Genomic DNA, 259 nt, shown 5'->3' on the forward strand with positions numbered 1-259 from the left:
ACAAGATGCGGCTCCGGAGGAATGTAAGTGGCGGTTTCAATCGTGCATCCTTCCGGACCGAGGAAATTTTGCACCCTTCGGAATTCCCCTGGCGACCGATGGGATCCGCGTACATCGTTTGACAACAAAATTCGATGCAACTGCTTAAACAACCGAGTCGAAATGGGGATCTCTTTCAGCGCATCCATCCCTGCCACTAATGCTTCATAATAGTTTAATGCTTCTCGCACATCGCTGTTCGCTTTTCTGCTTTGTGCTT

1 pseudogene is annotated in these 259 nt (G+C 49.0%); it reads right to left on the reverse strand.

What is annotated here, in order from left to right:
* A pseudogene (locus LD028_RS09150) lies at positions 1-259 on the reverse strand (Fic family protein); the annotation flags it as partial.

Source organism: Anoxybacillus sp. LAT27 (assembly GCF_022030075.1).
Taxonomy (GTDB): Bacteria; Bacillota; Bacilli; order Bacillales; family Anoxybacillaceae; genus Anoxybacillus; species Anoxybacillus kestanbolensis.